Origin of the sequence: Rhizobium sp. YAF28 (assembly GCF_052113285.1) — a bacterium.
Lineage (GTDB): Bacteria > Pseudomonadota > Alphaproteobacteria > Rhizobiales > Rhizobiaceae > Rhizobium.
Genome location: NZ_JBFRCX010000015.1, coordinates 24,454 through 46,367, shown reverse-complemented (window position 1 = coordinate 46,367; position 21,914 = coordinate 24,454). Strand labels below are relative to the sequence as shown.

19 protein-coding genes are annotated in these 21,914 nt (G+C 61.3%); 7 read left to right on the top strand and 12 right to left on the bottom strand.

Going from position 1 to position 21,914, the window contains the following annotated elements:
- Positions 1–3: 3 nt before the first annotated feature.
- The 5 genes from cydD (at position 4) to cydX (ending at position 6,350) form a co-directional block, all read left to right on the top strand.
- The gene (cydD, locus tag AB4Z13_RS28035; RefSeq protein WP_113319600.1) at positions 4–1,710 is read left to right on the top strand and encodes a thiol reductant ABC exporter subunit CydD; all 1,707 of its coding nucleotides are present in this window, start codon (positions 4–6) and stop codon (positions 1,708–1,710) included.
- Positions 1,707–3,398, top strand: coding sequence for an amino acid ABC transporter ATP-binding/permease protein (locus AB4Z13_RS28030; protein WP_439018187.1), 1,692 nt, complete (start codon positions 1,707–1,709; stop codon positions 3,396–3,398). The genes cydD and AB4Z13_RS28030 overlap by 4 nt, the downstream gene beginning before the upstream one ends.
- 78 nt (positions 3,399–3,476) lie before the next feature.
- Positions 3,477–5,054 (top strand): cytochrome ubiquinol oxidase subunit I, encoded by a 1,578-nt coding sequence (locus tag AB4Z13_RS28025; protein ID WP_113181683.1) that lies wholly within the window; start codon positions 3,477–3,479, stop codon positions 5,052–5,054.
- 6 nt (positions 5,055–5,060) lie between these two features.
- A complete protein-coding gene (gene cydB / locus AB4Z13_RS28020) occupies positions 5,061–6,215 on the top strand; it encodes a cytochrome d ubiquinol oxidase subunit II (protein WP_113319603.1) in 1,155 nt (384 codons plus the stop codon).
- A 12-nt stretch (positions 6,216–6,227) separates the two neighbouring features.
- On the top strand, positions 6,228–6,350 hold the full coding sequence (gene cydX / locus AB4Z13_RS28015; protein WP_007815879.1) for a cytochrome bd-I oxidase subunit CydX: 123 nt from the start codon (positions 6,228–6,230) through the stop codon (positions 6,348–6,350).
- Positions 6,351–6,411: 61 nt separating this feature from the next.
- Here the strand turns inward: cydX and AB4Z13_RS28010 are convergent, their stop codons facing one another.
- Genes AB4Z13_RS28010 through AB4Z13_RS28000 form a run of 3 tightly spaced genes read right to left on the bottom strand, consistent with a single transcriptional unit; the run spans position 6,412 to position 8,951 of the window.
- The gene (locus AB4Z13_RS28010) at positions 6,412–6,822 is read right to left on the bottom strand and encodes a VOC family protein (RefSeq protein WP_113319651.1); all 411 of its coding nucleotides are present in this window, start codon (positions 6,820–6,822) and stop codon (positions 6,412–6,414) included.
- A 10-nt stretch (positions 6,823–6,832) separates the two neighbouring features.
- Positions 6,833–7,930 (bottom strand): Gfo/Idh/MocA family protein, encoded by a 1,098-nt coding sequence (locus tag AB4Z13_RS28005; RefSeq protein ID WP_113319604.1) that lies wholly within the window; start codon positions 7,928–7,930, stop codon positions 6,833–6,835.
- A gap of 10 nt (positions 7,931–7,940) precedes the next feature.
- Complete coding sequence (locus AB4Z13_RS28000) at positions 7,941–8,951, bottom strand: Gfo/Idh/MocA family protein (RefSeq protein ID WP_113319605.1); 1,011 nt, start codon at positions 8,949–8,951, stop codon at positions 7,941–7,943.
- A gap of 368 nt (positions 8,952–9,319) precedes the next feature.
- Between AB4Z13_RS28000 and AB4Z13_RS27995 the strand changes: the two genes are divergently transcribed.
- Positions 9,320–10,480 (top strand): fumarylacetoacetate hydrolase family protein, encoded by a 1,161-nt coding sequence (locus tag AB4Z13_RS27995; protein ID WP_439018188.1) that lies wholly within the window; start codon positions 9,320–9,322, stop codon positions 10,478–10,480.
- 1 nt (position 10,481) lies between these two features.
- On the opposite strand, the gene scpA is transcribed toward AB4Z13_RS27995, so the two are convergent.
- The 4 genes from scpA to tauA all read right to left on the bottom strand — a co-directional run bounded on the left by scpA (position 10,482) and on the right by tauA (position 15,407).
- Positions 10,482–12,617, bottom strand: coding sequence for a methylmalonyl-CoA mutase (gene scpA, locus AB4Z13_RS27990; protein WP_439018189.1), 2,136 nt, complete (start codon positions 12,615–12,617; stop codon positions 10,482–10,484).
- Positions 12,618–12,716: 99 nt separating this feature from the next.
- Positions 12,717–13,547 (bottom strand): ABC transporter permease subunit, encoded by an 831-nt coding sequence (locus AB4Z13_RS27985; protein ID WP_439018190.1) that lies wholly within the window; start codon positions 13,545–13,547, stop codon positions 12,717–12,719.
- Positions 13,544–14,338, bottom strand: coding sequence for a taurine ABC transporter ATP-binding protein (locus AB4Z13_RS27980; RefSeq protein ID WP_439018191.1), 795 nt, complete (start codon positions 14,336–14,338; stop codon positions 13,544–13,546). The genes AB4Z13_RS27985 and AB4Z13_RS27980 overlap by 4 nt, the downstream gene beginning before the upstream one ends.
- A gap of 64 nt (positions 14,339–14,402) precedes the next feature.
- On the bottom strand, positions 14,403–15,407 hold the full coding sequence (tauA, locus tag AB4Z13_RS27975) for a taurine ABC transporter substrate-binding protein (protein WP_442207344.1): 1,005 nt from the start codon (positions 15,405–15,407) through the stop codon (positions 14,403–14,405).
- A gap of 204 nt (positions 15,408–15,611) precedes the next feature.
- Here tauA and AB4Z13_RS27970 point away from each other — a divergent pair, with 204 nt between their 5' ends.
- Positions 15,612–16,967: an LLM class flavin-dependent oxidoreductase gene (locus AB4Z13_RS27970; protein ID WP_439018194.1), complete on the top strand. Its 1,356-nt coding sequence runs from the start codon at positions 15,612–15,614 to the stop codon at positions 16,965–16,967.
- Between the two features lie 3 nt (positions 16,968–16,970).
- On the opposite strand, the gene AB4Z13_RS27965 is transcribed toward AB4Z13_RS27970, so the two are convergent.
- The 5 genes from AB4Z13_RS27965 to AB4Z13_RS27945 form a co-directional block, all read right to left on the bottom strand.
- Positions 16,971–17,624: a methionine ABC transporter permease gene (locus tag AB4Z13_RS27965; RefSeq protein WP_037098446.1), complete on the bottom strand. Its 654-nt coding sequence runs from the start codon at positions 17,622–17,624 to the stop codon at positions 16,971–16,973.
- Positions 17,605–18,687: a methionine ABC transporter ATP-binding protein gene (locus tag AB4Z13_RS27960; protein ID WP_439018195.1), complete on the bottom strand. Its 1,083-nt coding sequence runs from the start codon at positions 18,685–18,687 to the stop codon at positions 17,605–17,607. The genes AB4Z13_RS27965 and AB4Z13_RS27960 overlap by 20 nt, the downstream gene beginning before the upstream one ends.
- Before the next feature lie 86 nt (positions 18,688–18,773).
- Positions 18,774–19,610: a MetQ/NlpA family lipoprotein gene (locus AB4Z13_RS27955; protein ID WP_310381882.1), complete on the bottom strand. Its 837-nt coding sequence runs from the start codon at positions 19,608–19,610 to the stop codon at positions 18,774–18,776.
- A 240-nt stretch (positions 19,611–19,850) separates the two neighbouring features.
- Entirely contained in the window at positions 19,851–20,411 is a 561-nt protein-coding gene (msuE, locus tag AB4Z13_RS27950) for an FMN reductase (protein ID WP_113319616.1), read from the bottom strand.
- Between the two features lie 206 nt (positions 20,412–20,617).
- Positions 20,618–21,820, bottom strand: a complete 1,203-nt coding sequence (locus tag AB4Z13_RS27945) for an MFS transporter (RefSeq protein WP_439018196.1) — start codon at positions 21,818–21,820, stop codon at positions 20,618–20,620.
- Positions 21,821–21,914: the final 94 nt, after the last annotated feature.

Below are 21,914 nucleotides of genomic sequence, written 5' to 3'. Positions count from 1 at the left end.
GCCATGGGTAGTGCTTTCTTCGACGCGAGAAACCAGCAAGTGTCCGGGATACCGGATCGTAAGGCCGCGGCACGCAAGCCGTCCAAGACCAAAAGCCGCCTACGCGGCGCAGCGATGCTGCAAGCGTTTGCGGCTGCCCTCTGGATTCCCCAGGCAGGCCTGCTCGCCTGGTCCGTCGGCCGGCTCGCCGATGGTGGAAGCCCTGCCGATATCCTCTGGCCGGCACTCTTCATCCTGTTGCTCGGCGTCGTCAAAAGCTGTCTCGATGCGGCCGGCGGCCGCCTTGCTTTTCGTGCGGCACGCGCTGAACTCAGCGAAAAACGCGCCACTGCCATCCGCCTGCTTGCCCGTCTTTCGCCTGTTGATGCCGGGCGCCCTGCGTCGGGTGAGGCCGCCAGCGTTCTCGGCGAACAAGCTGAGCTGATCGTGCCCTATCTCTCCCGTTTCCAGCCGGCGCGAATGAAGGCAAGCCTTGTGCCGCTCATCATCCTTAGCTGCATCTTTCCGATCTCCTGGATCGCCGCGCTCGTGCTGCTGTTTGCGGCGCCGCTCATTCCGATCTTCATGGCGCTGATTGGTTGGCGCGCGCAGACTGCGAGCGAAAAGCAACTCGTCGCAACGGGCGGCCTCAACGCTTTCCTGCTCGACCGGCTGCGCGGTCTTGCGACGATCCGCTCTCTGAACGCGGTCGATGCCACGGCGCGCAGGCTTCGCGCGGAAGCAGAATCGCTTCGCACGCGCACCATGACAGTGCTGAAGATCGCTTTCCTGTCTTCGGCTGTGCTCGAACTCTTTTCGGCACTCGGCGTCGCGATGACCGCCGTCTATGTCGGCTTCAGCCTGCTCGGCGAAATCCGCTTTGGCGCCTGGTCGGGCGGCCTTGACCTTTCGCAAGGCCTGTTCGTCCTGCTGCTGGCACCGGCCTTTTTCGAGCCGCTGCGTGAACTCTCCGCCGTCTGGCATGACCGTGCCTCGGGCGAGGCCGCGCTGAAGGCGCTGGATGGGCTCGCTGCCGAAGGCATGACGCTTCCCGATCGCGAAGAGGCGGGAGCCTTTGCCGCGAACGAGGCCCTCAATATCAACCTAGAAAATATCAGCTTTCGCTATCAGCCGGATCATGCGCCGGTCCTTGATGGCTTCAGTCTCGATATTGCCGCCGGCGAACACGTAGCGCTGCTTGGCGCCAGCGGTACCGGCAAATCAACATTGTTGTCGCTGATCGCCGGTCTGGCGCCCTGCTATGAGGGCCAGGTTCTGGTTGGCGGCACAGCGACAGATCGCGGCAAAATGGCCTGGATCGGCCAGAAGCCGCATATTTTCGCAGGCACCGTTGCCGGCAATATTGCGCTGGGACGGCCCGGCATCGCCAAGGCAGAAGTCTCCAAGGCGCTCGATCTCGCAAGGCTTGGCGGTATCGCGAATGCCTATGGACATCGCCCGCTCGGTGAAAGCGGCATCGGTCTTTCTGGCGGCGAGGCGCTGCGCCTTGCGATCGCGCGGGCTGCCTGCGACCCCGATATCCACATCATCCTCGCTGACGAGCCGACCGCGCATCTCGATGCCGAGACGGCTGCCGAGATCACCGAGAGCCTGCTTGCTCTTGCGGAGGGCCGCACGCTGATCGTGGCAACGCACGACCCGCTGCTGGCCGCACGCATGCACCACGCCATCCGCCTTGATACGGAGCGTCTTCAGGAGGCTGCCGAATGACCAACTTCCTTAGAGATATCAGGCCGGTCCTGCGCCTGTTCATGCAGACGCGTCGCAAGGAACTCCTGCTCGGCGCCGCACTGTCGGCGGCGACCGTTACGGCTGGTATCGCCCTGCTCGGCCTATCCGGCTGGTTCATTACCGCAACCGCGCTTGCAGGTCTCTCGGTAACCGTTGCCGCGACCTTTGACGTCTTTGCGCCATCGGCCAGCATCCGTTTCCTTGCCATCCTGCGCACGGCTGCACGCTATGGCGAAAGACTGACGACCCACAACGCGACGCTCGCCGTGCTCGCCGCCCTTCGCGAGCGCCTGTTTCGCGGCTGGGCCTCCGCCGGTGCGGCGCGCGCCCTTCTCAACCGTCCGGCCCGGCTGCTCTTCCGGCTGACCGCCGATATCGATGCGTTGGATTCGCTCTATCTTCGCATCCTGGTGCCGGCAGCCGTGGCAGTCGGCACGGCACTTGTTGCCAGCGTGACACTCGGCCTGATGCATCCGCTGTTCGGCCTGCTCTTCGGATCTTGCCTCGTTCTGGTGGGGCTTGGCCTGCCACTCGCCGCCGGCCGGCTGGCACTGAAGCACGCTCGCCGCCGCGCCTACGGCATCGAAACCATCCGGTCGCGGACCATCGATCTCGTCGCTGGGCAGACCGATCTTCTCATGGCAAACCGCCTTGCCGCACAGCAGCAGGCAATCGCCGCCGCGGACGCCTATACCGCAAAGGCCGACGACCGCCTGAACAGGATCGAGACCGGCGTGAGTTTCGGTTTCGGGCTCGTCTCAACCGCCCTGCTGGTCGGGGCATTGCTGACATCAGCGACGCTAATGCAGACGGGCAGGATCACCGCACCCGTTGCGGCACTCGGCGTGCTCGTCGCCTTTGCTGCAACAGAACCCTTTGCCGCATTGCGCCGCGGCGCGATGGAATTCGGCAGGACCATGCTAGCGGCGAAGCGGATCGCGCCACGCCTTTCGGCCATTCAAGCGGATTTCACGCCCAAGGCTCCGGCCCATGAGCTCGCCTTCGCGCTGCAGAATGTGACCGTCGCCAATGATGGGGCGGCACTGCCGGCCTTGCGGGAGGTGACGTTCGAACTTCGCCGCGGTGAGCACATGGCCGTGGTCGGCAGCAGCGGCGCCGGCAAATCGACCCTGCTGTCGCTACTATCAGGCGAACTGCCGCCAAGTGCCGGCATGGCCGCAGCGCTCGACGCAACGCTGCTCATCCAGCGCACCGAGCTTTTCCAGGACACGCTGCGCGGCAACCTGCTGCTCGCGGCGCCCGATGCTGAAGATGACCGACTGCGAGACGCGCTCAGAGCCGCAGGCCTGCTTGCCGATGTCGATGCGCTGCCATCAGGCCTCGATACCCCGCTCGGCGAAGGCGGCATGGGGCTTTCCGGCGGCCAGTCGCGCCGGCTGGCGCTCGCCCGCCTCTTCTTGCGCGACACGCCGCTCTGGCTGCTCGACGAGCCGACCGAGGGGCTCGACGGCCGCACCGCCCGCGATGTGCTGCATCGCCTCGCGCTGAGAGCGGAAGGCCGCGCGCTTGTCATTGCCACACATATTCGCCGCGAAGCGGCGCTTGCAGACTTGATCGCCGTCATCGAGGACGGCCGCATCTCAGAAGTTTCGCGCCGTGGAGAGGCGGCGTTCGAAAAGGCGCTCAACCGGCTTCGGCCGGATTGAGCGAACAGGCATGCTCCGCACGGCCAGCCGGCCATGCGGAAACTTCTTGATACCCCGTGGGACCGTGGGAGTAAGACAATGGAACTAGACATCGTAGCGCTATCGCGCTTCCAATTTGCGCTGACTGCGCTTTATCACTTTCTGTTCGTGCCCTTGACGCTCGGCCTTTCCGTGCTGCTTGCCATCATGGAGACGACCTATGTCATGACTGGCCGCCAGATCTGGCGGCAGATGACGAAATTCTGGGGCACGCTCTTCGGCATCAATTTCGTGCTGGGCGTCGCAACCGGTATCGTCATGGAATTCCAGTTCGGCATGAACTGGAGCTATTACAGCTATTATGTCGGCGACATCTTCGGTGCGCCACTTGCAATCGAGGGCCTGATGGCCTTCTTCCTCGAAGCGACCTTTGTGGGCCTTTTCTTCTTCGGCTGGGACAAGCTGTCCAAGGTCGGCCATCTGGTCGCTACCTGGGCAGTGGCGCTCGGCTCGAATTTCTCCGCGCTCTGGATCCTCATCGCCAATGGCTGGATGCAGAACCCGGTCGGTTCCGCGCTCAATCCCCAGACGATGCGCATGGAGATCGTCAGCTTCTTCGACGTGGTCTTCAACCCTGTCGCCCAGGCGAAATTCGTCCACACGGTTTCAGCCGGCTACGTCTGCGCCTCGATCTTCGTGCTCGGCGTTTCGGCCTGGTACATGCTGAAGGGCCGGCATATCGAGCTTGCCAAGCGCTCGATGACGGTCGCCGCCTCCTTCGGCCTCGCTTCGGCGCTGTCGGTGGTCGTTCTCGGTGACGAAAGCGGCTATCTCGCCACCGAAAACCAGAAGATGAAACTCGCTGCGATCGAAGCCATGTGGAAGACGGAGCCGGCTCCGGCCGCCTTCACCGCCTTCGGCTTCCCGGACCAGGAAGCACGCGAGACACATTTCGCCGTCCATATCCCCTGGGTCATGGGCCTGATCGGCACGCGCTCGCTGACGACGGAAATTCCCGGTATCGACAAGCTGGAACAGCAGGCCGAGATCCGTATCCGTGACGGCATCAAGGCCTACGATGCGCTGATGCAGATCCGTTCCGCCCCGGCCCAGGATCAGGTCGCCCAGGAAGTCCGGAGCTCCTTCGAAGATCTGGGCCACGACCTTGGCTATGGCTTGCTCCTGAAGCGCTATGTCGACGATCCGCGTCAGGCGACCGACGAACAGATTGCCCAGGCGGCACGCGATACCATCCCGCATGTGCCGACGCTCTTCTGGTCGTTCCGCATCATGGTCGGCCTCGGCATGTTCTTCATCGTTCTGACGGCAACCTTCTTCTGGCTGTCGGCCCGCCGACATCTGGACAAATATCCGCTGTTGCTGCGCATCGCGGTCTTTGCCATCCCTCTGCCCTGGATCGCTATCGAAGCCGGATGGGTGGTTGCCGAAATCGGCCGTCAGCCCTGGGTGATCGAAGGCGTGCTGCCGACGGCGGTTGCCGTCTCCAATCACGGCGCCTGGGCAGTGCTGCTCACCATCATCGGGTTTGCCGCACTCTACACGACCCTGATCATCATCGAGATGAGCCTGATGCTCAGGGCGATCCGCCAGGGCCCGGAACCGGACCACGAACCGGAAGCCAAGCTCATTTCCGAAACCCTCGTTCCCGCGGAGTGACCTGTCATGATCCTTCATGAACTCATCGATTATGGAACCCTGCGCCTCATCTGGTGGGTGCTGCTCGGCGTGCTGCTAATCGCCTTCGCCGTCACCGACGGCTTCGACCTCGGCGTCGGGACGCTCCTGCCCTTCGTCGCCAAGACCGATGCGGAACGCCGTGTCGCCATCAACACGATCGGCGCCACCTGGGAAGGCAATCAGGTCTGGCTCATCCTCGCAGGCGGCGCGATCTTCGCCGCCTGGCCGCCGCTCTACGCGGTCTCCTTCTCGGGCTTCTACCTGGCGATGTTTGCGATCCTCTTCGCGCTCATCCTGCGTCCGGTCGGCTTCAAGTATCGCTCCAAGCGCGACAGCGCGCGCTGGCGAAACGGCTGGGACTGGGCGCTCTTCATCGGCGGTTTCGTGCCGTCGCTGATCTTCGGCGTTGCCGTCGGCAACGTGTTGCAAGGCATTCCCTTCCGCTTCGCGGACGATATGCGGATCTTCTACGAGGGCTCGTTCTTCGCGCTTCTGAACCCCTATGCCCTTCTCTGCGGCCTGCTTTCCGTCGCCATGCTGGTAATGCATGGCAGCGCATGGCTGGTGCTGAAGGCAACAGGGCCGGTTGCCGATCGCGCCCGGCGCTTCGGCAGCATCGCAGCGCTTGTGGTCATCGTGCTCTTTGCGCTCGGCGGCCTATGGCTCTGGGCCGGTGTCAGCGGTTATCGCATCACCAGCGATATCAGTCCGGTCGGCCCGTCGAACCCGCTTCTGAAGACGGTGGCGCTGGAAAGCGGTGCATGGCTTGCCAATTACGTCACCCATCCCTGGATGATCGCCGCTCCGGTACTCGGCTTCCTGGGTGCGGCGGCCGCCTTCCTTGCCATGCGAGCACGGCTGGAAGTCATGACCCTGCTCTTCAGCGACCTCTCGATAACAGGCATCATCTCGACGGTCGGTCTGTCGATGTTCCCCTTCATCCTGCCCTCTTCGCTCGATCCGAGGTCGAGCCTGACGGTCTGGGATGCGTCGTCGAGCCACCAGACGCTCTTCATCATGCTGGTGGTTACGGTCATCTTCCTGCCGATAATCTTTGCCTACACCGCCTGGGTCTACAAGGTGCTGTGGGGCAAGGTCGACGAGAAGAGCATCACCGACAAAAACAGCCACGCTTACTGAGGAGACGAAACGATGTGGTATTTCGCATGGATACTCGGCCTGCCGCTGGCAGCCGCCTTCGCCGTCCTCAACGCCATATGGTACGAGCTGGTGGATGACGAAGCCAAGAAAAAGGCATCGGGCGAACGCCGATAAAGAATTGAAGGGCGCGGCCCAAACCGCGCCCTTTTTCTTTCAGCTCATCGCCGCACAGCTGTCAGCCAAGCCGGTTCTGCGACCGCTCCGCAAGCTCGACAATGATGCCATCGGGATCGCGGACAAAGGCGATCCTGTTCAGCATCTCCGAATGGACGGCAAAGCGCGGCCGTTCCTTGATTTCGACGCCTGCCGCTTCCAGCTGCGCGAAGGTTTCTTCGACATTCTCGAAATGGAAGGTGATGTGCTTGACGCCTGCCGTTCCTTCGGGAAGATCGACCGCGCGAGCGGCCCCGCCAGGCGGGGCGAAAACTTCCAGCATGCCGCCGCCAGCGTCGAGGAAGGCAACCTGCATGCCATCAGGCATCTGCTTGCGCAGCTGCAACTTTAGCCCGAGCAGACCGCAATAGAACTCGATGGCACGATCCATATTGCTGACGGTCATACCGATATGTTCGAATGATTTCAGCATCTTCACTACCTCAGACGCCAGCCGCAACGCGCCGATCTTCTTCCGGCAGCCAGGAACGATAGAGCGGATGATCGGCCGTGATCGGCATCGGCGTCGGCTGGCCGGTACGCTGCGAATAATAGGCGGCTGTTACGAGCTCCAGCGAATTGCGCGCGTCCTGCAGGGTGACTGGCGGATCGTTGCTCTCCATAAGGGCCTGATGGAACAGCTCGAACTGCCGTGTATAACCGTCTTCCTTGGCTTCGTAGCCGGCAAGCGCTGCGTCGATGCGGGCCTGATGTTCCTCGGTCCCAGCGATGAAGGTCCAGGGATCGCGACCCATCGTGTAGGGTTCCAGAATGCTTTCGGCGACGAGATCGCTGAAGCAGAAGCGCAGTCTGGAGATCTCCTTGCGTGAGCCGAGCGTCATGGAGAGCGTGGCGAGGGAGCCGTTCTGCATCTTCACCGATAGCGCGGCGGTATCTTCCACCTCGATCGGATTGACCAGCGTCGCGCCATAGGAAAACACCTCGGCGCATGGGCCGTGTACATAGTTCAGCATGTCATGGGCATGGATCGCATGGCCGAGCAGGCCGCCGCCGAGTTCCGTCGCCCACTTGCCGCGCCACGGCACGGCATAATAGTCCGGCCCGCGCCACCAATGCGTTTCGATGGTGGTGAGGAACGGCTTGCCGGCCAGGCCGCGCTCGATCAACAGCTTCAGCTTCTGCAGGCCGCTGCCGTAACGATACTGGAAGATCGGCATCAGCTTGCGGCCGTTCGAACGCGCCAGGATGCGCGCCATCTCGTCCACTTCGGCGATGGAACCGAAGAGCGGCTTTTCGCATATCACGTGCTTGCCGCTTTCGATTGCCTTTTTGCAAAGCTCGAAATGTGAGCTCGGCGGCGTGGCGATATCGATGATATCGAGATCGTCGCGTGTGAAGAGCGAATCCGTATCCTGGGTATATTCAGGAATTTTGTGCTCCTCACAGAGCGGCTGGCCGCGATCCGCGTCGAGAGAGCAGAGAACGGGAACCTCGAAAAGATCGCGGTTCCAGCCGAAGCCTGTCAGATGCCGTTCTGCAATGCCCGCGCCGATGACGCCCACGCGCAGTTTCCGTGTCATGATGTTTTCCTCAGCGGGTGCCGATGCGGGCGGCCTTGGTCTGTGCTTCGATTGAAAGGCGGCAGACCTCATAAACGTGGTTCTGCGTCATCGCCGTTTCGGTGCGGTCGCTTACATCGGCGGCAAAGGCATCAAAATAGTCGAGCTTCTCGCCGCTGCAATCGATATGCGTCATCTCCTTGCCGTTGACGAGGAAGAGATGATCCTTGCCGGGCCGGCCGGCGATATCGATATATTTGCGCAGCTCGATATAACCTTCGGTGCCGAGAATGGTCAGGCGTCCGTCGCCCCAGGTGGGCAGCGCCTCCGGCGTGAACCAGTCGACGCGGACATAACCGCTTGCCTTGTCGGAACGCAGCAGCACTTCGCCGAAATCCTGGAAATCAGGTTTTTCCGGCATGCCGAAATTACCAACGGAGCTTGCGACCACCTCACCCGTCGTCGAGCCGGTGTAGAACAGGAACTGATCAACCTGATGCGAAGCGATATCGACGATGATGCCGCCGAAGGCTTCCGGATCGAAGAACCAGTCCGGCCGTGTCGGCAGCTGCAAGCGGTGCGGCCCCATGCCGAGCGTCTGGATGACCTTGCCGATCGCCCCTTCCTTCACCAGCTTGCCGGCCTTGACGGCGGAGCGCACGCAATGGCGCTCGGAAAAGCAGATGGAGAAGATCTTGCCGGTCTCGGCAACAGTACGTTTGACCTCTTCCAGCTGGGCAAAGGTCGTGACACCCGGCTTGTCGGTCATCACATCCTTGCCAGCCTTCATGGCGCGGATGGCAAGGCCAGCGCGGTCGCGCGGAATGGCGGCAATGCAGATGACGTCGATCGAGGGATCGGCGAAGATCTTCTCGCGATCGATCTGAGGCGCATCCGGATAGGTCTTCTCGAACATTTCGCGGATTGCAGGCACAGTCGTTTGCGGGCAATAGCCGACGAATTCGGCACCCGCGGCCAGCAGTCCCTTCACATGATCGAACGTGTGCCCATGGTCGATCCCGACGACGGCAAATCTCAGCATCGCAGTATTTCCTCCCGCGAAATTTCCGGAATCGGCAGCCGCCGACCCTTCTCCATAGTGCAAAACAGACAGCGAAAGAGAGGCCCTGTCAAGGCAAGATCAGCGGCAAAACTCTTTTGCCGCATTGGTAAATATATGAAATAAAACGGTTATTTTGTATCTAAATAGTTATAAGTTATGATGAAATGCCGCTTGGGTGCTCCATTGCGTCGCGGGCGCAAGCCGCCGATGCGAACCGCTTTTCGCCCGCTGAGACTTGCTCTTGCCCGATGAATATGCTCGATTTTCGCAAGCCGTCGGGTAGGAGGACGGCAGCTATCCCTTTCTGCAGGAGCGCTCCCCGCTCCGCCCTGTGACGGAAGATCACCATGTCCCATTCTCCCCTCGATGCGACCGCTTCGGGCGGCCTGTTTGTCGGCCGCGCCTGGAATCCTAATGTTGTCGGACCGAGCGTCGTGACGCTTCGCGACGGCGCACTTGTCGATATCACCTCCCCCGAAGCGCCGACGCTGAGCGCGCTGCTGGAACGAGCCGATGCCGCAGAGTTCGTCCGGGCCGCCGCCGGTAAAACGCTCGGCACGCTGGAAGCGATCGCCGCCAACAGCACCGGCAAGCCGGATGCGAGCAAGGCTTATCTTCTGGCGCCGGCCGACCTGCAGGCGATCAAGGCCTGCGGCGTAACATTCGCACAGTCGATGATCGAACGCGTCATCGAGGAGAAGGCGGCCGGTAACCCGGATCGCGCCGCCTCGATCCGCGAGCGCGTCAGCACGCTGATCGGCGGCAGCCTGACCAACATCAAGGCCGGCTCGCCCGAAGCTGCCAAGGTGAAGCAGGCGCTGATCGAGGAAGGCATCTGGTCGCAATATCTCGAAGTCGGCATCGGCCCGGATGCCGAAGTCTTCACCAAGTCTCCGGTGCTCTCTTCCGTCGGCTGGGGTTCCGACGTCGGTCTTCATCCGATCTCGACCTGGAACAATCCGGAGCCGGAAATCGTGCTGGCGGTCAATAGCCGCGGCGAGATAAAGGGTGCGACACTCGGCAATGACGTGAACCTGCGTGACGTCGAAGGCCGCTCCGCGCTGCTGCTCGGCAAGGCGAAAGATAACAACGCCTCTTGCTCGATCGGACCTTTCATTCGACTGTTTGACGCGAGCTACAGTCTCGACGACGTGCGCAAGGCCGAGCTCGACCTAAAGGTCACCGGCCAAGACGGTTTCGTGCTGCACGGCAAGAGCTCCATGTCACAGATCAGCCGCGACCCGACCGATCTCGTCAAGCAGACGGTTGGCGCTCACCATCAGTACCCCGACGGATTCCTGCTGTTCCTCGGCACCCTCTTTGCGCCGACGCAGGACCGCGATGCGAAGAACCAGGGCTTCACCCACAAGATCGGCGACGTCGTGGAAATCTCGTCCGCCGGTCTCGGCGCGCTGGTCAATACCGTCAGGCTTTCGACGGAATGCCCGCCCTGGACCTTCGGCATCTCCACGCTGATGAGCAACCTCGCAAAGCGCGGATTGCTCTGAGCTACTGGTTTCGCCTGATCCCCTGCAGGAGGTCGAGAACGGAATTCGCGGCCTCAAGCACATTGGTACCCGGACCGAACACGGCGGCAACGCCGTGTTCGTGCAGGAATTCATAATCCTGCCGGGGAATGACGCCGCCGCAGACAACGATGATATCGCCGCCGCCCTGCTCCTTCAGCCGGTCGATAAGCTGCGGCAGCAGCGTCCGGTGACCGGCCGCCAGCGACGAGACACCGATGACATTGACCTTCTCGCCGAGCGCCATGCCGGCCGCCTCCTCCGGCGTCTGGAACAGCGGGCCGGCCAGAACATCGAAACCGACATCGCCGAAGGCCGAGGCAATGACCTTGGCGCCGCGGTCATGTCCGTCCTGGCCGAGCTTGGCGACCATGATCTTAGGCTTTCTACCCATCGCCTCGGTCACTTCCGCCATACGCACCTTGAGCACGTCAAGCTCGGGCTCGTCCCGGTAGGCTGCACCATAGATGCCGCGGATAACCTTGGGCGTGGCAAAATGATCGCCAAAAACGTCGCGCATCGCATCCGAGATATCGCCAACGGTGGCACGCGCCCGCGCTGCTTCGACGGCGGCTGCAAGCAGATTGCCATTGCCGCTGCGGGCAATCTCCAGAAGTGCTGTTAGCGCCTCCTTGACCTTCACGCTATCACGACGGCGCTTGGTCTCCTCGATGCGGCGGATTTGCGCGGCACGCACCGCGCTGTTGTCGATTTCGAGAATGTCGATCGGCTGTTCGGCCTCCAGCCGGTATTTGTTGACGCCGACAATGACCTCATCGCCCTTGTCGACGGCGGCCTGACGGCGGGCGGCGGCTTCCTCGATCAGCCGTTTCGGCAAGCCTTCATTGACGGCCTTCGTCATGCCGCCGAGCGCCTCGACCTCTTCGATCAGCGCCCAGGCCTTGTCAGCCAGTTCCTTCGTCAGGCTCTCGACATAATAGGAGCCGGCGAGCGGGTCGACGACGTTGGTAACGCCGGTCTCGTGCTGCAGAATGAGCTGCGTGTTGCGGGCAATGCGAGCGGAAAACTCCGTCGGCAGCGCGATCGCCTCATCGAAGGAATTGGTGTGCAGCGACTGCGTACCGCCGAGCACGGCCGACATGGCTTCGAAGGCGGTGCGGATGATGTTGTTATAAGGATCCTGCTCCTGCAGCGAGACCCCCGATGTCTGGCAGTGGGTGCGCAGCATCAGCGAAGACGCTTTCTTCGGCTGGAACTCCTCCATGATGCGGGTCCAGAGCAGGCGGGCGGCGCGAAGCTTGGCCGCCTCCATGAAAAAGTTCATGCCGATCGCGAAGAAGAAGGAGAGCCGGCCGGCGAAATCATCAACATTCAGCCCCTTGGCGATCGCCGCACGCACATATTCGCGCCCGTCGGCGAGGGTGAAGGCAAGCTCCTGCACCAACGTCGCGCCGGCCTCCTGCATGTGATAGCCGGAGATCGAGATGGAATTGAATTTCGGCATCTCCTTCGCCGTATATTCGATGATATCGGCGACGATGCGCATCGAGGGTTCCGGTGGGTAGATATAGGTGTTGCGGACCATGAACTCCTTGAGAATGTCGTTCTGAATGGTCCCGGAAAGCTCCGCCTTCGAAACACCCTGCTCCTCGCCGGCGACGATGAAATTCGCCAGAATCGGGATGACCGCGCCATTCATCGTCATGGAAACGGACATATCCTGCAGCGGAATGCCGTCGAACAGAATCTTCATGTCCTCGACGCTGTCGATCGCAACACCCGCCTTGCCGACATCGCCGACGACGCGGGGATGATCGCTGTCATAGCCGCGATGGGTGGCGAGATCGAAGGCAACGGAGAGGCCCTTCTGACCGGCGGCGAGATTGCGGCGATAGAAGGCGTTGGATTCCTCGGCGGTCGAAAAGCCGGCATATTGCCGGATCGTCCAGGGCCGGCCGGCATACATGGTGGCGCGCGGGCCGCGGGTGAAAGGCGCAAAGCCCGGCAGGCTGTCCGCATCCGTACCGTTAAGATCAGCGGCCGTATAGAGCGGTTTGACGTCGATGCCTTCGGGCGTGTGCCAGGTCAGCGTATCCGGTGCTGCGCGCAGCTCCTTTTCCGCCAGCGCCTCCCAGTCCGACAGCGTCTTCTTCGTCATATCATCCTCCGCATCGTCTGCGCGCCACGCTACCACTTTGCGGTGACGCGGCGCGATACAGCCTTAGGATAATTTCATCGGCAAGGCGATGATAGACGTTCAGCGATGCGCGGCCCAGGGCACAAACAACCGTTCGATCAACCGCGCCAGGATCTCCAGCAGGAAGGCAATCGCGGCAATGACGATGATCCCGCCGATGACGATATCGGTCACGAGGAACTGCGCCGCAGACTGGATCATAAAGCCGAGGCCTTGGCTTGCCGCAACGAGCTCGGCCGCGACCAGCGTCGACCAGCCGGCGCCGAGCGCAATGCGCGTCCCCGTCAGGATCGACGGAATGGCGCCTGGAAGAATGACATGCAGCAGCACCTGCAGCCGGCTCGCCCCGAAGGAGCGGGCAGCGTTGACGAAATCGCCCGGCGCGGATTTGACGCCTGACGCCGTCGACAGGATGACCGGTGGCAGCATCGCGAGCGAGATGACGGTGACCTTCGACGCCTCGCCGATGCCGACCCAGATGATGATCAGCGGTAGATAGGCCAGCGGCGGCAGGGGCCGCAGGAATTCGACGATCGGATCAAGGATGCCCTTGCCGATACGGCTCGTGGCGATCGCTAGGCCTGCCGGCACACCGATGATGAGCGAGACGGCGAGCGCTGCAAAGATGCGCAGCAGGCTTGCGAGCGTATGTTCGGCAAGCGTGGAATCGACGAAGCCGTTGACCGCGACATTGGCAAGCGATTTCGCTACGACGAGCGGCGACGGGAGGAAGACCGGCGAGACGGCACCATAGGCCGAAGCAAGGCTCCAGCCGGCAATAATGACCGCTATTGTTACAAGCGAGATCGGCAGCGTGCCGCGGCGTTTCGGCCGCGCCTCTACCGGTCGATCCGACACTGCTGTCGTAAGTGCTTCCGCCTCGACGCTCATGCGGCAATCTCCTCTTCATCCGCGTGGATGAGTGCGGTCAGTTCGTCATGCAGATGTTTGAACGCAGTAAGCGCCTTGATCTCCTTGACGCTTCTGCCTTCGAGCAACGCCTTGCCAAACTCGGTCTTGATGTCGGCGACGATACGGCCGGGATTGGGCGCCAGCACGATGATGCGTGTTGCAAGCAACAGAGCCTCGTCAATGCTGTGGGTGATCAGCAGGGCACCCGTTTTGCTTTCTGCCCAGACATCCAGCAGGAATTTCTGCATGCGGCTGCGTGTCAGCGCGTCGAGCGCACCGAGTGGTTCATCAAGCAACAGGAAGCGAGGGCCGGAGGCGAGCGCGCGAGCGATGCCGACGCGTTGGCGCATGCCGCCTGAGAGTTCCCAGATATTCTTGTGACCCGCGCCATCGAGCCCGACTTTCACCAGCAGTTCCTCCGCGCGGCGCTGTCTCTCGCCTTTCGGGATGCCCTGAAGCTTCAGCGGAAAGGCCACATTGCCGGCTGCGGTCAGCCAGGGATAGAGCGCGTCGTCCTGAAACACCACGGCCCGGTCTACGCCTGGCCCGTCGATCTCTTTGCCGTCGACCAGCACGCGCCCCTCGCTCGGCTCAGTGAAACCTGCAGCAATATTGAGAAGACTGGTCTTGCCGGAACCGGAACGGCCAATGACAACCACGAATTCGTCCGAAGTGATATGCAGGTTGACGCCATCGAGCACACGTCTCTTCCGACGACTGCCTGCCTCGGCATAATCGAGCGACAGGGACTGTAGTGAAAGTATGCTCATATGGGCATCACCTGTTTGAGAAAAAACCGGCGCAGCCGAAGCCACGCCGGGACCCTTGGGAGGATCAAAGACCTGCCTTGGCTGCTTCCTTGACCCAGCGGTCGGAAACATAGGGGCTGTAGTCCCTCAGAACGCCGGGGATCTTGCCCTGCTCCAGAAGGAAGGCCGAGGTTTCAGCGACGGCCTTCGTCGTACCGCCACCGAGGAGATCGGCGCTCGCCTGTTCCTTCAGGCTCGGGAAAATGTAGCCCTTGAGAAGAGCCGGCACTTCATCGGTCTTGGCACCGGTAAGCTTGGCAATCTTTTCGGCCTCCGGTGATTTCGCATTCCAGCTATCCGGATTGGCGAGGTAGGAGGCATAAGCCGCACCCGTGACCTTCACGAAGCCCGTGACCACTTCAGGATGGGCCTCGGCAAATTTCTTGCTGACGATCCAGGCGTCAAAGGTCGGGCCGCCCCACTTGGCAACATCGGCCGAAGTGGCGAGCACGCTGCCGCTCTTCTTCAGCTGCGCCAGCACCGGGTCCCAGACATAGGCGCCGTCGATATCACCGCGCTCCCAGGCAGCAGCGATTTCCGGCGGACGCAGGTTGAGGATCTGCACCGACTTCGGATCGACCTTCCAATGCTTCAGCGCCGTCAGCAGGCTGTAATGCGCGGTCGAAACGAAGGGCGTGGCGATCTTCTTACCCTTCAAATCTTCTGGCTTGGTGATGTTCTTGACGGCGAGCGCTTCGGCGTCGCTTATGAGACCGACGACATAGATCGTCTCGATCGGCAGTTCGCGACTGGCAGCAGCGGCAAGCGGCGATGAGCCGACATAACCGATATCGATGGAACCGGAAGCGATGGCGGTGATGACATCGGCGCCGCTATCGAATTTCTGCCAGTTGATCTTGGCCTTGGTCTCCTTTTCATAGGTACCGTCGGCCTGCGGCACGCGTGACGGCTCGACGATCCGCTGGTAGCCGATATTCAGCGTGACGTCGGCAGCGTGGGCCGCATAGGTGGTCAAGGTGAGGACAGCGGCAGCGGCCGTACCCAGAAGGTTGCGTCGGTTGATTTTCATATCCCTCTCCCGCAATGTTCAAAATCATTCCACCCCGGAATGTGGTTAGATCATTGTAAAATTCATAGATTTTATAGAGATAGAAAATTCCCGAAATCGGGCATGCGAGATAATTTGCTTCTAAATAACGAGAGAGATCCGGTGGTTTCCCGATCTGCCCGATAATTCCACCAAGTGACCGACTAACATCTCAGGACAGTATTGATGAAGAAAATGCAGATCTACGCCTTCGACATGAACTGCGTCGGACACATAAATCACGGCATGTGGACGCATCCGCGGGATCGTTCGGTCAACTATACCGATCTTGATTATTGGGCAGATTTTGCGCGCACGGCCGAACGCGGCAAGCTGGACGGCATATTTCTCGCCGATATTGTTGGCGTCTACGATATCTATAAGGACAGCCCGGGCCCGGTCATCGAGACGGGCGCGCAAATCCCGGTCAACGATCCGCTAATGCCGATTTCGGCAATGGCCTACGTCACGAAGCACCTCGGCTTCGGCGTCACCGTCAATACGACCTATGAGCCGCCCTTCCTGCTGGCGCGGCGCATGTCGACCCTCGATCACCTGACCAAGGGACGCATCGGCTGGAACATCGTGACAGGCTATCTCGATAGCGCTGCCCGCAGCATGGGTTTCGACAAGCTGCCGGAGCATGATGCGCGCTACGACGCCGCCGAGGAATATCTCGAAATCCTCTATAAGCTCTGGGAAGGCAGCTGGGATGACGGTGCGGTGCTGCGCGATAGGGAACGCAGCGTCTTTGCGGATGCCGCTAAAGTGCGGGCCGTCAGCCATCAGGGCCAGTATTATAAGATGGAGGGCATCCATCTCTCGGAGCCCTCGCCGCAGCGCACGCCCCTGCTCTTCCAGGCCGGCGCATCCGCACGCGGACAGGATTTCGCCGCCCGCCATGCCGAATGCGTCTTCATCGCCGGACCGACGCCGCAATCGGCGCGGCCGACCGTCGATGCGCTTCGCGCCAAGACGCTTGCCAATGGCCGCGGCGCGGATGCGATCAAGATCCTGAGCCTGATTACCGTCGTTGTCGGCAAGACCGAAGCCCAAGCGCAGGAGAAGCTCGAGGACTATCGCCGGCACGCAAGCATCGAAGCGTCGCTTGCGCATTATTCGGCCTCCGTCGGCGTCGATTTTTCGAAATACGGGCTCGATGACGTGATCGACCAGAACTCGACCAACGCCAATCAGTCGGCACTAGCGGCAATCACCAAGCAGGCGGCAAAGCCGGTGACGAAGCGGCAGATCATAGACCAGATGGTGCTCGGCAGCCGCATGAAGCCGATTGTCGGATCGCCGGAACAGATTGCCGATACCCTGCAGCGCTGGATCGAGGAAGGCGGCATCGACGGCTTCAATCTCGCACGCACTGTGGCACCTGAGAGCCTTCATGATTTCGTCGATCTCGTCGTGCCTGTGCTGCAGGAGCGCGGCCTGTTCAAGGCCGACTATGTGGAAGGGCCGCTGCGCCAGAAGCTGTTCGGCGGCAATGGCCGGCTGCCGGCCAGCCACCCCGCCGCACAGTTCAGGCGATAATTTCTAGCGATGATCCATGCGGGCGACCAGCCGGTCGCCCAGCCACTGGATGCCGCAGACGAGAACGATGAGCACGACCACGACCGCAATCATCACATTGGTCTCGAAGCGCTGGTAGCCATAACGAATGGCGAGGTCACCGAGACCGCCGGCACCGATGGCGCCGGCCATCGCCGAAGCACCGATCAGCGTCACCAGCGTGACGGTAAAGCCGGCGACGATTCCGGGCAGGGCTTCGGGCACCAGAACCTCGCGGATGATCGTCCAGCGATTGCCGCCCATGGCACGCACCGCATCGATCAGGCCACGATCGACCTCGCGCAACGAGACTTCTGCGATACGGGCATAGTATGGCGTCGCGGCAATGGCGAGTGGAACGATGGCCGCCCAGGTGCCGATCGCGGTGCCGACGATAAGGCGGGTCAGCGGGATCAGTGCCACCAGCAGGATGATGAAGGGCACGGAACGGAAGCCGTTGATGACGGCGCCGAGAATGCGGTTGATCCAGAGATTTTCGGCAATGCCGCCGCGGTTCGTCAGGACCAGCGCCAGGCCGAGCGGCAGGCCGGCAACCAGCGAAATCAGGCCGGATGCAGCTGTCATCAGCACCGTCTCCCAGAGGGAGCGCAGCAGCAGATTAATCATGATCGGTGACATAACCAAGCACCTCCACCCGAGCCGACCGGGCCTTCAGAAATTGTTCGACCGTTCCGGCAAGCGCGGGATCGCGCGCAGGAACGGCAATGAAGAACCGCGCCACGGGCTGGTTCTGGATGTGATCGATACCACCGTGCACGAGGCGGAAGGAATGCGGCAGCGCTGCAGAGAGATCGGCAAAAAGCGCGCCTTGCGCTTCCGGTCCAGCAAGATCGACACTGAGGATAGCTTCCGTGCCGCCGGTTTGCGACAGGCGTGCAGCAATGTGTTCCGGAAGCTGCGGGCGAATGCCGCTGAGCAGGCTTTTTGTGATCGCCGCCTGCGGATCGCCGAAGATCGACCAGACCTGGCCTTCCTCCACGATGCGCCCTGCATCGATGACGGCGACGCGATCGGCAATGCCGCGCACCACTTCCATCTCATGGGTAATCAGAAGAATGGTAAGACCAAGCTTACGGTTGATGTCCTTCAACAGCGCAAGGATCGAACGCGTCGTTTCCGGATCGAGGGCCGAGGTCGCTTCGTCGGACAGCAACAGGGCCGGCCGGGCGGCCAGTGCGCGGGCAATGCCGACACGCTGCTTCTGGCCACCTGAGAGCGACGACGGATAAGCCCTAGCCTTATCGGAAAGACCGACGAGGTCCAGAAGCTCCTGCGCCCGCTTCAGCCGTTCGGCCTTGGCGACACCCTCGATCTTCAGCGGCAGGGCGACATTCTCCTCGACCGTCTTGGCCGACAGCAGATTGAAATGCTGAAAGATCATGCCAATGCGGCGGCGCAAGGGCTGCAGCTCCTGCTCGGCAAGGCCTGCAATATTGCGGCCCTCGATAACGATCTCGCCACTATCGGCCCTTTCGAGACCGTTGAGGCAGCGGATCAGCGTCGATTTGCCGGCGCCGCTGCGGCCGATGATGCCGAGGATTTCGCCCTTCTTCACGCTGAGTGAAACGCCGTCGAGCGCTGCCGTCACACCGAACTTGCGCCTGACATCCTTCAGGCGCACGACCTCTTCGGCATCGACTGGCCGCGTCTCGATCCCTAAGGCGGAGACAATTGAATTCATGCTCGTTCCTTCACAAACGCTGAAGGCGGCCCTGGCAAAAGGCCAGGGCCGCCTCAGTTGCTGACGCCCTTTTAAGGGCGGCGAAATCAATAGGCGCTGAGGCCCGTACCCTTATAGACCTTATCGAATTCGGCCTTCACCGTCTCGTTCTGATAGGAGGAGACGAGCGTCTTTACCCAATCGGCATCCTTGTTCTCTTCCTTGACGGCAATGAAGTTGCGATAGGGATTGTCGGCGATCGGCTCCTGCGCGATGCGCTCCTTCGGGGACAGACCGCTCTTCAGCGCCCAGTCGGTATTGACGATACCGGCATCAAGGTCATCAATGGAACGGCCGACGATACCGGCGTCGAGTTCGCGGATCTCGATGTTCTTCGGGTTTTCCGAGACGTCGACGATCGTCGCCAGAATGCCGGTGCCGTCCTTGAGCTTGATCAGACCCTCATTCTGCAAAACGCGAAGCGCACGGCCTTCATTGGACGGATCGTTCGGGACACCGATTACGGCGCCCGCTGGCAGTTCGGCAACCGACTTGTGCTTCTTGCTATAGAGACCGATCGGCCAGACGCCCGTGTAGCCGACGGATACGATATGGTAGCCGTGCTGCTTGACCTGATTGTCCAGATAGGGCTGGTGCTGGAAGGCGTTCGCGTCGATTTCGCCGCGTTCCAGAGCCTCGTTCGGCTGGGTATAGTCGTTGAAGGTGATCGTCTCGATCTTGAGGCCCTTCTTGGCGGCTTCGCTGGTGACGACGCGCCAGACATCCTCGTCCTCGCCGCTCATGATACCGACCTTGATCGACTTGTCTTCGGCAAAGGAAGGAGCCGGCGCAGCAAAGGCGATGAGTGCGGCCGCAGAGGCGGCAACAGTAAGAGCCGCGCGGCGCGAAAGCGAAATGGCGCCGAAATTCTTGTTCTTGGTCATTTTTTTATCCCGTCTGACTGAATGAGGCCGAGCCCCGAGCAGGCGGATAATTGCAAATACGGGCATGGCGAGCGAAGCACGAACGTCTGATGTCTTCTCACCACCGGAAAAACTCTTGCCGCGTCTTCGAGAGCGGCAGGATAAAATTCCATCAAATTTATGGATTAAATGCCAGCTGCTGGCACGCTCCAAACAAAACGGCGCCCGAAGGCGCCGCTGAAATCCGTATTTGGATATTGTTTATTCCGCTGCGATCAGCCTTGAGCTTCTGCCCGGAAAGAAGGCGGCGAGTTCGCCGATGACCTCCCCGATGCGCTTGGAAAGCTGTTCGGAGGAAACGCGATAGTCGGTGAAATCGCGGTCCGAGGCGTAGACAGCAGTCGGCAGCGTGTGGGCCATGAAGAAGCCGAAGAGCGGGCGCAGTTGATGCTCGACCATCAGCGCATGGCGGTCGCCGCCGCCGGTCGCAGTGATGACGATCGGCTTGGCACGCAGCTCATGCGGGTCGATGAGATCGATCAGATGTTTGAAGAGACCCGGATAGCTGCCCTTGAAGGTCGGCGCACCGATGACGAGGACGTCGGCATTGGCGATGTCGGCGATGATTTCCCTGGCGCGATTGTCGAGATCGTCGCGGCGCAACGCCTGGCCGAGCGAGGGGCCGACATCCGTCAGGTCGTAAATCGTATTGTCGAAGCCATATTTTTCGGCGGCGAGGCCGGCGATATTCTCGACCAGCGCAAAAGTCTTCGAGGGACGATTGAAGCTGCCGGCAAGACCGACCAGTTTGGGTGCAGACATATCATTTCCTTCCACTATCGCGCCGTCGATGGCTGCATCATACGACGGATATTATCCATCAAAATAGTAGATTAAAGAAATGACGATCCGTCTTCGCCGAGGGCCGAGGAAAAAATGTTCGTTCGAACGCAACGCCGCGCCGTGCGCTTGCCCTGACGCAAAAGAGGCACCGAAACGCTTTCGGTGCCTCTTTCTGAGTGCGAAACCTAAACCGCTCGATACTTCGGGATGCGCGGCAGGAAGATAGTGAACAGGCCGAGCAGCGGCAGGTAGGAGCAGATGCGATATACGAAGGCGATACCGTGCGAGTCGGCAAAACCGCCGAGCAAGGCAGCACCGAGACCGCCCGCACCGAAGGCGAAGCCGAAGAAAACGCCGGCGATTAGGCCAACACGACCGGGCACCAGTTCCTGCGCGAAGACGACGATGGCCGAAAAGGCAGAGGCGAAGATCAGGCCGATAACGACGCTGAGCACGCCCGTCCAGAAGAGGTTCGCATAGGGCAGCAGCAGCGCGAAGGGGATCACCCCGAGGATCGAGAACCAGATGACGAAGCGGGCGCCGAAACGATCACCGATCGGACCGCCGAGAAAGGTGCCGGTGGCAACGGAACCCAAGAACAGGAAGAGCATGAGCTGCGCCTGCTGCACATCGAGCTGGAAACGGTCGATGACGTAGAAGGTGAAGTAGCTCGAGACGCTTGCCATGTAGACATTCTTCGTCGCCGTCAGCAACACGAGGATGAGTAGCGCCCAGACGACCTTGCTCTGAGGCAGCGGCAGCGTGCGGCTCGGGGCCGCCTTGCTGGCGTGCTGGCGGCGGTGACTCATGTACCAGTTCCCGACCCAGCTCAGGACCACCATGCCGACCATGGCGATGCCGGAAAGCCAGGACACGCTGTGCTGACCGTTCGGCAGAACGATGAAGGCGGCCAGCAGCGGACCGATTGCCTGGCCGGCATTGCCGCCCACCTGGAAGAAGGACTGCGCAAAGCCGTGGCGACCGCCGGAAGCAAGACGCGCGACGCGCGAAGATTCCGGATGGAAGACGGCCGAGCCGAAGCCGATCAGGCTCGCGGCAACGAGCAGCAGTTCGAAGCTGCCGGCATTGCCGAGGAGGATCAGGCCGCAGAAGGTGCTCGCCATGCCGACAGGCAGCGAATAGGGCATCGGCCAACGGTCGGTGACGATGCCGACAAGCGGCTGGAGCAGCGAGGCCGTGACCTGGAAGGTCATGGTCAGGAGACCGATCTGCACGAAATCGAGGTTATAATTGGCCTTGAAGAGCGGATAGAGCGAGGCAAGCAGCGACTGCATGATGTCGTTGAGCATGTGGCAGAAGCTGACTGCCACCAGGATAGACATTGCGGTCTTTTCAAAGCGGGGGGCGCTCTCGGCAACGGATGCCATGGGTCTTCCTCCTGCGCGGCCGGAATCATGCCGGTCCGTCGTCGGTTTTCGTGCGTGCTGTTCTTAAGGCGATCGGGGCTTGGGAAGTGAATTT

Bases quoted from the DNA above. Each gene is read 5' to 3' on its own strand.
- cydD (WP_113319600.1), top strand. From the start codon at position 4: ATGGGTAGTGCTTTCTTCGACGCGAGAAACCAGCAAGTGTCCGGGATA.
- AB4Z13_RS28030 (WP_439018187.1), top strand. From the start codon at position 1,707: ATGACCAACTTCCTTAGAGATATCAGGCCGGTCCTGCGCCTGTTCATG.
- AB4Z13_RS28025 (WP_113181683.1), top strand. From the start codon at position 3,477: ATGGAACTAGACATCGTAGCGCTATCGCGCTTCCAATTTGCGCTGACT.
- cydB (WP_113319603.1), top strand. From the start codon at position 5,061: ATGATCCTTCATGAACTCATCGATTATGGAACCCTGCGCCTCATCTGG.
- cydX (WP_007815879.1), top strand. From the start codon at position 6,228: ATGTGGTATTTCGCATGGATACTCGGCCTGCCGCTGGCAGCCGCCTTC.
- AB4Z13_RS28010 (WP_113319651.1), bottom strand. From the start codon at position 6,822: ATGCTGAAATCATTCGAACATATCGGTATGACCGTCAGCAATATGGAT.
- AB4Z13_RS28005 (WP_113319604.1), bottom strand. From the start codon at position 7,930: ATGACACGGAAACTGCGCGTGGGCGTCATCGGCGCGGGCATTGCAGAA.
- AB4Z13_RS28000 (WP_113319605.1), bottom strand. From the start codon at position 8,951: ATGCTGAGATTTGCCGTCGTCGGGATCGACCATGGGCACACGTTCGAT.
- AB4Z13_RS27995 (WP_439018188.1), top strand. From the start codon at position 9,320: ATGTCCCATTCTCCCCTCGATGCGACCGCTTCGGGCGGCCTGTTTGTC.
- scpA (WP_439018189.1), bottom strand. From the start codon at position 12,617: ATGACGAAGAAGACGCTGTCGGACTGGGAGGCGCTGGCGGAAAAGGAG.
- AB4Z13_RS27985 (WP_439018190.1), bottom strand. From the start codon at position 13,547: ATGAGCGTCGAGGCGGAAGCACTTACGACAGCAGTGTCGGATCGACCG.
- AB4Z13_RS27980 (WP_439018191.1), bottom strand. From the start codon at position 14,338: ATGAGCATACTTTCACTACAGTCCCTGTCGCTCGATTATGCCGAGGCA.
- tauA (WP_442207344.1), bottom strand. From the start codon at position 15,407: ATGAAAATCAACCGACGCAACCTTCTGGGTACGGCCGCTGCCGCTGTC.
- AB4Z13_RS27970 (WP_439018194.1), top strand. From the start codon at position 15,612: ATGAAGAAAATGCAGATCTACGCCTTCGACATGAACTGCGTCGGACAC.
- AB4Z13_RS27965 (WP_037098446.1), bottom strand. From the start codon at position 17,624: ATGTCACCGATCATGATTAATCTGCTGCTGCGCTCCCTCTGGGAGACG.
- AB4Z13_RS27960 (WP_439018195.1), bottom strand. From the start codon at position 18,687: ATGAATTCAATTGTCTCCGCCTTAGGGATCGAGACGCGGCCAGTCGAT.
- AB4Z13_RS27955 (WP_310381882.1), bottom strand. From the start codon at position 19,610: ATGACCAAGAACAAGAATTTCGGCGCCATTTCGCTTTCGCGCCGCGCG.
- msuE (WP_113319616.1), bottom strand. From the start codon at position 20,411: ATGTCTGCACCCAAACTGGTCGGTCTTGCCGGCAGCTTCAATCGTCCC.
- AB4Z13_RS27945 (WP_439018196.1), bottom strand. From the start codon at position 21,820: ATGGCATCCGTTGCCGAGAGCGCCCCCCGCTTTGAAAAGACCGCAATG.